We start from the raw sequence: 10,877 nt of genomic DNA, 5'->3' as shown, positions 1-10,877 counted from the left end.
CTCCCTCTCCCTCTCCCTCTCTCTCTCCCTCTCCCTCTGGCTCTCCCTCTCCCTCTGGCTCTCCGTCTTTCGAGTCCTCTTGCAAGACCTCTCCGTCTCCCTCTTCGTCTCCCGATTCCTCTCCCGAGTCCTCGACCCAGAGTTAAGGCGATCGCTCCAACAACTCAAAGACCAACAGCCCAACCCAGAAGACGAAGAAGCATACCAACAATGGTGGGAGGAAAACGGTTCAACTTGGACTGAACAACTTAGATCTGTAATGATTGAACATCGTAATATTGGTCATGATTGGCAATTCACTGATGCTCAAAAGGAACTCCTGAAGCAGTACTACGATGCTAATAAACTGCTAGTTGATTGCCTCAACAGCGATTGCTACGTCAGCCGCGAAGTTCGCCAGGAGATTGAGGATACATTGCTGCTGCCATATGCTACTTAGTCTTTGATTGCACTGCTTTCACCGCTGCAATTTCCTCTTGACTCAGTGGCATTAATGCTTGTAACTGAAAAGATGTACTAATAACTGTTGGTTCAACACTACCCACCATAACTTTATCCTGTTGAGTTGTAGGTTCTGGTGTCAAACTTGATGATCGATAGTCTCTGACAATTAACAAAGGTTGTAACCGCTCTATATTGCGAAAAATCAATTGTGTTTGTTCGTAAGTTCCGATAATTTCAATATTAATACTACTGCGTTTTAATTTGCCATTCACCAATTGACCAAAACTACCATCAGTAATAGGTTCAGCCTTCCCAGTCGGCACATATTTTTTCAGTTTAGCTTGGACTGCATCAGCAGAAACTTGAGTATTAGTAGACTCAACCAAGCGATTCAAATCTAGTAGTAAAGTGTCCAAAGTTTTCTCATTAGCAAATAAAGCTAAAACCTGGATTTGTTGCTGTTTGGCAAGTGCTTGCTCCTGTTGTACTTTGTCAATTTGTTTAATGTAAGTTTTCTTTTGCTCAATACTCTGCTGTAACTCGTTCTGTTTTGTTTGCTGCTGTTGAAAATTATCCCATGCTGGCATCACGAAATTCATCAGCATATAAGCTGCTCCTGCAAGTCCTAAAACTCCTAAGATAATGCCACTCACTTTTGGCGTGAGGGTGATGCCAAAAGCAACGGGATAACTTGAGGAAGTTGTCGCAAATTCCGTGTCTTCTATAAAATCGAAATCATCACTCAGCGTCATTTTGGAATGATTCCTGTTTGTTGCATACTGCGAATCCGACTGACAAGTCCAACTGTGCCTTTTTGCTCTAATTCACGAATGAATTCAGAGGCGGGAACATCACTTAAACTAGACTGAATTGTATATTTAACGATTTGGGGTGGTTTGATTTGTGAGCTATTAATAGAGTTCCCAGTTGGTGGTAACGGGAAATCTACTAATTCTGCTGTCATAATTTTTGTTTGTGCAGCTTTGAAGAAGCGAGATTGTTGCAAAGTCAACGTGAAATCGTTGACATCGCTAAAGGAGCGAGCAAACCCTGAAATTTCTATACCTCCAGTAGAATTGAGTGCTGGCTGTCCTTGTGTTAGTGTAGTGGGTGCGATTTGTTTGATACTATCAATTTGGACTGTTGTGGGTATGCGATCGCGCAACTCTTGCAACATCGCTGACCAAGGACGAATTTGGTCAAAAACACTCACTAAAGCTTGAGTTTCCTGCTTGATTTTCTTTGTTTCTACTTGGACTTTATTCAGACTTTGTATTTGACTTTCTAAACTTTCATTTTCCTGTTTCAGTTGTGTGATATTATTGTCCAATGCAGTATTTTTAATTTGCACAAACCACCAACCAATTCCCACTAAAGCTGGGAAAAATATCCCCACTACCACTCCTATATACACTGGCGTTAAATTGCCAGTAGGTAGAGATATTCCTAGTCGTTTCTCTTCAAATTTATTCTCAGTTTTGCGGTTTTTGAGAAAGTTAATATCTATACTGTACATTTACATTTCTTTTTTTGAACTTTGAATTTTGAATTTTGAATTGTTAATCTGCCTCTCGCATTCCTAAACCAAGCACTATTCCCAATCCAGAACGTTCCACAGTGGGGTATTTCTCTTCGTCAATTTGCAATGACAAAGCTGCAACTGGATCGATTTGAGAGGTTGGCAAATTCAATTGTTGTGTCAAAAAATCATCAAGTTGTCCCAGTCCCCCTCCTGGTCCAGCCAGCATAATTTGCGCCACCTCCAAACTTTCATTTTGGTTGAGATAAAAATCGATGGAACGGCGCAGTTCATCTGCGAGTTCTTCCAACAGTCTCATGAGTGCTACCATACCTGAATTGATTTCAATAATGTCATCATGAGCGTCAGTTTTTTCTCCATTTATATGAGTTGAAGGGATAGACATTTCATACAACAGTTCTAAAGCTTGTGAAACGGGTAAGCCCATTGCTTCAGATAAGACAGTTTGCATGAGATCTATTCCAATCGGAACTGTGCGCAAAAAGTGTGGAATCCCGTTAACAATGATCGCTATTTCTGTACAATCAAATTCTATATCCACGAGAACAACTGCTTCTTGCGAGCCAAATTGTCGAAGTGGTTCACGAAGTGTGCGAATCAAAGCAAAACTATTAATATCTAAAACATCGATTTGCAATCCTGCTAACTCAAAGGTCTTTATATATGTCTCAGTAATTTCTTTCCGTATAGCTACTAAAAGTATCTGTATTTTTTCAATTCCATCATCATCTATAAAGTACCCGAGTTTCTGATAATCTAAATCAGCGTCTTCACAAGGTAATGGTAAATGCAAACCTGCTTCGTGGTTTAGTACCATGTGCCGTAATTCTTTATCATCTAACTCGGCTGGCACAGATATGATGCGTATAATTGATTCTCGCCCCGGTATAGCAGTAGCCACACGAGAAGCTTTGATGTTACCTTCCACTAAGGCTTGCTGAATACATTGCGCCATTGTTGGGGAGTCAACAATTTGACCATTGACAAAAACTCCCTCAGGAAGAGATACCGATGTTAAAGTTTCTAGTTTCAAACCTTGGCGTAGCTTACGCAGTTGAACTAAATTCACACGTTGCGGTGACAGTTCTATACCAACACCTTGATGTAATTTTCCAAACAAACTATTGAATAGCTTCACTACAGTTTTGCCCGTCGGATTGCTAATTTAAAAATGAAATGATATTAACAGTTATCAGTTATCAGTTACCAGTTATCAGCTTTCTCAGCTTGGGTAACGATCCCTCACCAAGAGCGTGGAACGCATGCTAAGTGGGTTTAATCCTCCACCATATGCATGCAGGACTGTTTACTGTTCACTGTTCATTGTTCACTGATTTAAGGATTGATATCATTACTAAGAATTTGTTTTAAATTATAATCTCCACAATTGTTTCATAAGTACTGATCACCCGATAGACTTAAATAAAGTACAAGCACGATGGTTAGATTTAAAAAGTTCAAAAAATTAATTATTTGGGCATTACTCGGTGTATTGACCAGTTGGATTGTTAGTTGTGGTACAAGCAATGTTGGTACTACCACAAAACAAGCATCATCAGGAGTCGCAGCAGTACAAAATGTTGAATTTTGGACCATGCAACTCCAACCTCAATTTACTGACTACTTTAAAAGCCTAATAACATCTTTTGAGTCACAAAATTCTGGTATAAAAGTGAGTTGGGTTGATGTGCCTTGGACTGCAATGGAAAACAAAATTTTAACAGCTGTTTCAGCAAAAACACCACCTGATGTTGTCAACCTTAATCCGGATTTTGCTTCCCAACTTGCAGGAAGAAATGCCTGGTTAGATTTAGATGCAAAAGTCCCAAAAGAAGTTCGTTCCTCCTATTTACCGAATATCTGGCAAGCAAGCACGCTCAATGGCAAGAGTTTTGGAATTCCCTGGTATCTCACCACGCGGCTAACCATTTATAACACCGATTTATTAAAACAGGCAGGTATCAGTAAAGCACCTGTCACCTACACCGAATTAGCGCAGGCGGCTCAAAAAATTAAAGACAAAACTGGTAAGTATGCCTTTTTTGTAACCTTTGTCCCTCAAGATTCTGGAGAGGTGTTAGAGTCGTTTGTACAAATGGGGGCAACTTTAGTGGATGCTGAGGGTAAAGCTGCTTTTAACTCCCCAGAAGGTAAAGCGGCGTTTCAGTATTGGGTAGACTTATACAAACAAAAACTTCTACCCAAAGAAATATTGACACAAGGGCATCGTCGAGCTATAGATTTGTACCAAGCTGGAGAAACAGCGTTCCTGTTTTCTGGAGGAGAGTTTCTGGAGAACATTGGTAAAAATGCGCCAGCAATAGCCAAAGTTTCCGCCACCGCACCGCAAGTCATAGGTGACAATGGCAAAAAAAATGTCGCTGTTATGAACGTTGTTATTCCCCGTGACAGTAAACAACCCGATGCTGCTCTTAAATTCGCCTTGTTCCTCACAAATGACGAGAATCAACTCACCTTTGCTAAAGCAGCAAATGTTCTCCCATCTACAGTCAAGTCCCTTGCTGACAGCTACTTCAAAGATGCACCCGCGAACGCCTCGACTTTAGATAAGGCGCGAGTCATAAGCGCAGAAGAACTGCGACAAGCAGAGATATTAACTCCAAGGCTCAAGGATATAAAACGGCTGCAAAAGGCAATTTACGAGAACTTACAAGCGGCTATGCTGGGCGAGAAGTCAGTGGATCAAGCTGTGGAGGATGCAGCGCAGGAGTGGAACAGCACTAGGAGTTAGCTTAATCCAAAACAAGCCGCACACTGTACCTGTACGGCTATACGTAGACGCGTATCCCTTACGGGACGCTGGCGCAAAAGCGGCGCACCCGTTGGGTAGCACATCTGGTGGGGTGATCTGAGCGATCGCCTGGTGATGGCAAAATCCCAGAATTTCGCGAAACGAATTGAAATTTCGGGCAGGGCATCGCGCCTCTGGGCGACCGAGATGATATTCTATCTTTAGCTTAAGTGTTACAAGCGTTTAGGTAGTAAAGTGATAGAAGGTAATATCTTGTCATGAAACGTTTCTTTAAAAAGGTAATCGTTTGTACTTTTGTTATGCTTAGCTTGTGTTTTCTGTTTCAGAATCCTAGCTTTGCAAAGACAAGTGATTCTCAAGCGCAACCACAAGTTCAAGAGTCCACAAGTAACCCAAGTTCTAACTTAGATAAAGGTGAATGGAATATTACATCTGTTCCTATACGTCCACTCAAACCAGGCTTTGAGTGGGAAGTGAAATCTGAGGAAAATGGTAAGAAGTTAGTCATTTTACATAACGGCGAAGAAGCTTTAACACTTGTGAAAGAATAGCAAGCATTAATTGTTAGGGCTGGGGTTGAACTTACTTCAGCCCTAATTCAAGTAAATGCAAGGATTGAACATAAATAAAAGCCTGGGGAGAGCGATCAGCAATGCTAGCGCTCCCTGCTGGAGCATCGCCATCAGGGATTTTTGGCAGTCTCACTCAATTGAAAAAGTAAAAAGAAACATACTACTCAAGATTTTTCTTTTGCCTTGTTTGGTGACAACTAGTTATCATTCCAAAATGTAAAACAAACAAAACTGTTTGTGAAGCGATGTGGGCTGTTGTCTACAACGAACCCCGACTTACATAAGTTCCCACCATTCACACATGAGCTACTTTCGTCCTGCTATTGATGCGATGACTGGCTACATTCCTGGTGAACAGCCCAAACCAGGAACAAAAATTATCAAACTCAACACAAATGAGAATCCCTATCCTCCCTCCCCAAAAGCGATGGAGGTGCTGCACAATTTAGATGGTGAATGGCTACGACGCTACCCTGATCCATTTGCAAGAGATTTTTGTCAAGCAGTCAGCGATGCGTTGGGAGTACCTGCAGATTGGGTGATTGTGGGTAATGGAAGTGATGAGTTGCTGAATGTGCTCATACGCTGTTGTGCGGAGGGGAATAATCGCAAAGTCGTGTATCCCATGCCAACTTACGTGCTATATCGGACTTTATCAGCCATGCAACCCGCACAAGTACTTGAGGTTCCTTACCCTGCCGATTTTCAGTTACCGATTAAGGAACTCGTTGCGGCGAATGGAGTAATTACGTTTATTGCTTCTCCCAATAGTCCCTCTGGTCATGTGGTACCTTTAGATGATCTGCGAGAATTAGCGCAGCAAGTCTCAGGAATTGTTGTAGTTGATGAAGCTTACGTTGACTTTGCTGAGTATAGCGCGTTGCCCTTGGTGCAAGAATTCGAGAACGTGATTGTGTTACGTACTTTGTCGAAAGGGTATTCGTTAGCAGGTTTGCGGATGGGTTTTGGGGTGGCAAATCCAAAACTGCTGGCGGGGTTATTTAAGGTAAAAGATAGTTACAACATTGATGCGATCGCCCAAGCAGTCGGTACAGCTGCAATGCGAGATCAAGCTTACAAGAATGCTTGTGCAGATAAAGTGAAAATATCACGGATTCAACTAGCGCAAGATTTAAAGAATTTGGGATGGGAAGTGCTTGATTCTCACGCTAACTTTGTTTTGGCAACTCCGACTCAGGGAAATGCAGAGTCTATTTACTTGGGGTTGAAAGAACGAGGAATTTTGGTGCGTTATTTTAAGCAAGCGGGGTTAGAGGATAAGCTGCGGATTACAGTTGGTACGGATGAGCAAAATCAGACGTTGATAGAAGCGTTAGTGAGCGTAAAGAAGTAAGAAGGAAGTAGGAAGAAGAAAAAACACTTCTTCCCTTAGAATTACCGCAACTTCAGTTTGCCATAGGGTTCGGAAGTAAAAAAGGCTTAAAATCTGGCTTTTATACCTCAAGGCAGAAAGAATTAGCTATAAATAAAGCAGAAAGATTGGCGGCTAAATTGCGGGAGTTAAATATTGATCCTGATACAATTTAGCGCATTTGTAATTAACTTGGTTTTCAGAAAACTAAGCAATTAAATTTGGGAACATCCCAATGGATGTACATAAAGATAGTGGGAACATCTTGCTCCCTACTTTACACACCGCCATCCCTTCAGCGCCCAGTATTCCCTTATATCTGAGATAACTTCCTTTTCGGTTAGTTTAATAGTAGAAGGGGATGTTTTGTTAGGAGTACTTTGCATTTTTTTCTTTGTTTTCTTTATATTTTGTTGTTTCCAATATATCCAAGAACTCCCAACACTGAACTCCACCCATCGATTTAATACTATCTCTATCTTGAGCAATATTATCCTCTCCTGCCTGACACCCTTCACGCTCCTAAATCAGTTGTTCCTAAAAAATGCCCAACTAAATACAGCGATCCACACAAAATTACCAAATCATCTGTCGAGGCAAAAGCTGCTTCAAGGGCTGATAATAATTCTGGGTAGATGTGACAAAAACTCAATTCTGGACAGATATATGAAGCGAGTTTTGCTAATTCCCCAGGATTTGCTGAACTATGATCAGGAACTGGCACTAAATACAATCGGTCATTTTGTCGCAGTAAAGCTTTGAATATCTCCTCATGCTCTTTCGTAGAGAGCATTCCCATCACCCAACTAACCGATTTTACATTGAGTGTGTTCACATAATCTCTCAAAACTTGGGCGGCGGCTGGGTTATGAGCGCCATCTACTAACAATTTATGGTTTTTCCAAGTTGTCCATTGCATCCGCCCCAGCCATTTTGTATTTGCCATTCCTTGAATAATAGCTGACTCAGAAATCTGCCAACCCTGCGTTTGTAGAATTTCTATAGCGGCTAAAGCTAAAGCTGAATTCGTTAACTGAATTTGTCCCTGTAACGGCAAAGGGTATTTAATTAAATTTGAATTTCTAAAGAGTGAATTTTGTGTTTGATACTCCGCCCATCCTGGAGAAATAGACTGTGAAGGTTGAGGCGTAATAAGAGGGGATTGTAATTCTAAAGCACGCGATCGCACAACTTGTTCAGCTTCGCTGGGCAATAGTCCAATCACAGCAGGACACCCAAGTTTGAGAATACCAGCTTTTTCTCTGGCAATATCAGCAACAGTAGGACCAAGAACCTGCCAATGTTCACGGCTAATCGAAGTGATAATAGTGATCAGAGGTTTTGAGCAGACGTTTGTTGCATCCAAGCGTCCTCCTAATCCAACTTCTACCACCGCCACATCCACTTTTTGTTGTGCAAAATATAACCAAGCAGCAGCGGTAATGACTTCAAATTGAGTTGGTGATTCTTCTCCTTGGGGAATTGCTGCTTGCACTTGCAGTAACAATTGGCAAAATTCCTCTGAAGAAATTGGCTCTTCATTAAGGCAAATGCGTTCTGTCCAATCTACCAAATGAGGTGAGGTATAGCGTCCAGTTTGATAACCTGCTTGAGTGAGGATAGAACTAAGGTAGGCACAAACGGAACCTTTGCCATTAGTCCCAGCAACATGAATCACTGGGAGTTGATGATGGGGATTACCTAGATTTGCCAGCAGCTTGACAATACGTTCTAACCCGAGGTGAACGCCAAAGTGTTGGAAGGGTTGAAGTAGGGAGTCGATATCCACAAAAGGTAGTCAGGTAGTAGGTGGAATTTTTTACACAGTGAACAGGAACTGGTAACTGATAACTGATAAACAAAACCGACTGCCCTATGAATCAAAACAGTCGGTTGGTATTTTATGGTGTGAATCAGACTTTATGCTTCTTTCTTTACGCTTCTTTGTTCAAAAAGTTTTGCAATTGATTGAGAGCAGCGGCACCAATGTTAAAAAATGCCCAACCAGCAGCAATGAGAAGTGGTGCTAAAACAATGATCAAACGCATATCTGGAAGACTCATATCTACAACCTCTTTCCGCTTTAATAAAGTTTTGTCAACTTTTCTCATTATTTATTTTGTAGCTGAAGCAGTCAACTTTGCCAAACAATACGTAAAGAATCTTTACAAAAACTAGGGGTGTAAGGGTGTGGGGGTGTAAGGGTGTGGGGGAGAGGAAAATCCTATGTCGAAGAACTTCCCACTAGCGAACCTGCTTCCCCTGCTCCCTCTTACTCCGGTGCTTTAAACCCAATATCCGTACCCTTGCCTGCATGAACCAACGCTAACTTTTTGTAACGTTGGGCATGTTCAATCAGTTCTGCTGCTTCGGCTTCGGAAATTTGGCGGACGACTTTACCAGGAACACCCACAACTAGGGACAAGGGCGGTACATCTTTCGTAACGACTGCGCCAGCACCAATAATGCTACCGGCACCCACCCGTACTCCATCTAGAACAACTGCGCCAATTCCGATTAAGCTGCCGTGTTCAATATAAGCAGAGTGTACGACAGCACGATGTCCCACAGTGACATGATCTTCTAACACCGTGGGTTTTCCAGGATCACCGTGTAATATTGCTCCATCCTGAATGTTTGTACATTCGCCAATTTCTATAGATTCCACATCTGCCCTCACAACTGCCCCGTACCATATGCTCACCCCAGCTGCAATTTTTACTGAACCCATAACAATAGCGTTCGCTGCTATAAAGGCAGCTTGAGAAATATCAGGAGAAGACCAGTAGGAAGCGATAGACACGGTAGAATAGATTTGTGGTACCCAGGAACACGCTTAGGAACTCCAACCAGTATAGGTTGCACCAGTATAGGTTGCAAAACTAGGATATCACGGTGTAGAGCCACAAGGCTCACTAGGCAGTAAATCGGTGTCCAACAAGTTGGAGCAGAAGTGTAAAAGGAACCAACACTACTGGTGAAAACAAAAATATGTTTGTACGCACTTCATGATGAATCCAGCCTTGCAGTACCCCATATTCGGTGCAGAAATTCAGTGTCCCCACTGCCGCCAAACAATCCCGGCTTTGACACTAACCGACACTTATTTATGTCCGCGTCACGGGGCGTTTGAAGCAAATCCCGAAACTGGGGAACTCATCCACCTACAGTCAGGACGTCATTGGCGAAGATGGAATGGCGAGTGGTATCGGCAACATACTCATCCCGATGGCATTCGGTTTGAAATTCATGAAGCACTAGATAAGCTTTATACCCAAGGCTATCGAGCAACACGGGTAGTTATTGCTAGACGCTATCAAGAGTTGATGAGTGGTTATCTAGAGCGTAGCACTCACTGGCGTTCTGGACAGTCGGAGGCAACTTCGGCACGACTTTATGGTTTACCTGTGGAGTTTAGCGCTGATTCCTTGGATGATCCCTGTTGGGATGTGATTAATTTCGATTTGGAAAAAGAACCTGGTGTACCAGTACGGTATCCCTATTTCCGATTATTTGAGTAATTGTTAGTTGTCAGACAACCTGCTGCTTTGAAGGCTTTGCCGTTGAGTCATTTGTTTTTTGTCCTTTGTCGTTTAGCAAAGGACAAATGACAAATAACAAAGGAAAAAAATTATGCATCACGCTTCTATTCGTACAGGAAATATTCATCGGGCGATCGCCTTCTACGAACAACTAGGGTTTACAGTCTGTGAACGCTTCACAACAGGCTATACTCTTGCATGCTGGATGGAAGGACTCAACGGCAGAATTGAGCTGATCCAAATTCCGGAACCAAAACCTGCCCCAGATGCATTTGCAGATGAACACTACGTGGGGTATTATCATCTCTCGTTTGATTTAACTGAAATAACACCGGATTTATCTAGTTGGTTGACAAATTTAAAAGAACGTTTGTGGGTGTTATCAAAAAGTGATCCTGACCTGCTACAACCACTGAAAATCCTTTTAGAACCTACACAGCAGCAGATAGGTCAGAAAATTTATGAAGTCACTTTTATTGCAGATACTGATAATTTGCCTCTAGAATTTCTCCGCGTGTTAGCGACACTCTCCTAGTTGAATTTCTGATTTTTTATCTGTAGAATACTAATTTGCTCTGGTTTTGTGTTGTTAAGATCACAGACCACTCAGAAAAGTCAAATTATTATATTCAAG

12 protein-coding genes are annotated in these 10,877 nt (G+C 42.0%); 6 read left to right on the top strand and 6 right to left on the bottom strand.

The genetic code is table 11. The features are described from left to right. Window positions 1–439: NACHT C-terminal helical domain 2-containing protein (locus DP116_RS23305; RefSeq protein ID WP_422614237.1), on the top strand; the 439-nt coding region annotated here is incomplete at its 5' end. Here DP116_RS23305 and DP116_RS23300 read toward each other — a convergent pair. The 3 genes from DP116_RS23300 to pilM are packed head-to-tail and all read right to left on the bottom strand — an operon-like array spanning window position 432 to window position 3,122. Next, window positions 432–1,196 (bottom strand): pilus assembly protein PilO, encoded by a 765-nt coding sequence (locus DP116_RS23300; protein WP_169157434.1) that lies wholly within the window; start codon window positions 1,194–1,196, stop codon window positions 432–434. The two genes, DP116_RS23305 and DP116_RS23300, sit on opposite strands and share 8 nt — an antisense overlap. Further along, window positions 1,193–1,960, bottom strand: coding sequence for a PilN domain-containing protein (locus DP116_RS23295; protein ID WP_169157433.1), 768 nt, complete (start codon window positions 1,958–1,960; stop codon window positions 1,193–1,195). Before DP116_RS23295 ends, DP116_RS23300 begins: the two co-directional genes overlap by 4 nt. Window positions 1,961–2,003: 43 nt before the next feature. Continuing rightward, window positions 2,004–3,122 carry a type IV pilus assembly protein PilM gene (gene pilM, locus DP116_RS23290; RefSeq protein ID WP_169157432.1) on the bottom strand — a complete coding sequence of 373 codons (1,119 nt, stop codon included), beginning with the start codon at window positions 3,120–3,122 and terminating at the stop codon, window positions 2,004–2,006. A gap of 300 nt (window positions 3,123–3,422) precedes the next feature. On the opposite strand from pilM, the gene DP116_RS23285 reads away from it, so the two are divergent. The 3 genes from DP116_RS23285 to hisC all read left to right on the top strand — a co-directional run bounded on the left by DP116_RS23285 (window position 3,423) and on the right by hisC (window position 6,683). Beyond that, the gene (locus DP116_RS23285; RefSeq protein WP_169157431.1) at window positions 3,423–4,736 is read left to right on the top strand and encodes an ABC transporter substrate-binding protein; all 1,314 of its coding nucleotides are present in this window, start codon (window positions 3,423–3,425) and stop codon (window positions 4,734–4,736) included. Between the two features lie 278 nt (window positions 4,737–5,014). Beyond that, window positions 5,015–5,308 (top strand): hypothetical protein, encoded by a 294-nt coding sequence (locus DP116_RS23280; protein ID WP_169157430.1) that lies wholly within the window; start codon window positions 5,015–5,017, stop codon window positions 5,306–5,308. A gap of 322 nt (window positions 5,309–5,630) precedes the next feature. After that, the gene (gene hisC / locus DP116_RS23275; RefSeq protein ID WP_169157429.1) at window positions 5,631–6,683 is read left to right on the top strand and encodes a histidinol-phosphate transaminase; all 1,053 of its coding nucleotides are present in this window, start codon (window positions 5,631–5,633) and stop codon (window positions 6,681–6,683) included. Between the two features lie 532 nt (window positions 6,684–7,215). On the opposite strand, the gene DP116_RS23265 is transcribed toward hisC, so the two are convergent. From DP116_RS23265 to DP116_RS23255, 3 genes are all read right to left on the bottom strand, one after another. Then, complete coding sequence (locus DP116_RS23265; RefSeq protein ID WP_169157428.1) at window positions 7,216–8,490, bottom strand: glutamate ligase domain-containing protein; 1,275 nt, start codon at window positions 8,488–8,490, stop codon at window positions 7,216–7,218. Window positions 8,491–8,635: 145 nt separating this feature from the next. Next, entirely contained in the window at window positions 8,636–8,764 is a 129-nt protein-coding gene (locus DP116_RS23260) for a photosystem II protein Y (RefSeq protein WP_169157435.1), read from the bottom strand. Between the two features lie 209 nt (window positions 8,765–8,973). Further along, complete coding sequence (locus DP116_RS23255; RefSeq protein ID WP_169157427.1) at window positions 8,974–9,504, bottom strand: gamma carbonic anhydrase family protein; 531 nt, start codon at window positions 9,502–9,504, stop codon at window positions 8,974–8,976. 208 nt (window positions 9,505–9,712) lie between these two features. Between DP116_RS23255 and DP116_RS23250 the strand changes: the two genes are divergently transcribed. Both DP116_RS23250 and DP116_RS23245 read left to right on the top strand, forming a co-directional pair. After that, window positions 9,713–10,222 (top strand): TIGR02652 family protein, encoded by a 510-nt coding sequence (locus DP116_RS23250; protein WP_439330039.1) that lies wholly within the window; start codon window positions 9,713–9,715, stop codon window positions 10,220–10,222. A 112-nt stretch (window positions 10,223–10,334) separates the two neighbouring features. Beyond that, window positions 10,335–10,778, top strand: coding sequence for a VOC family protein (locus DP116_RS23245; protein ID WP_169157425.1), 444 nt, complete (start codon window positions 10,335–10,337; stop codon window positions 10,776–10,778). Window positions 10,779–10,877 lie beyond the last annotated feature (99 nt).

Source organism: Brasilonema bromeliae SPC951, assembly GCF_012912135.1.
Classification (GTDB): Bacteria; Cyanobacteriota; Cyanobacteriia; order Cyanobacteriales; family Nostocaceae; genus Brasilonema; species Brasilonema bromeliae.
The sequence above is the reverse complement of the archived record's forward strand: the minus strand, read 5'-3'. Positions and strand labels throughout refer to the sequence as shown.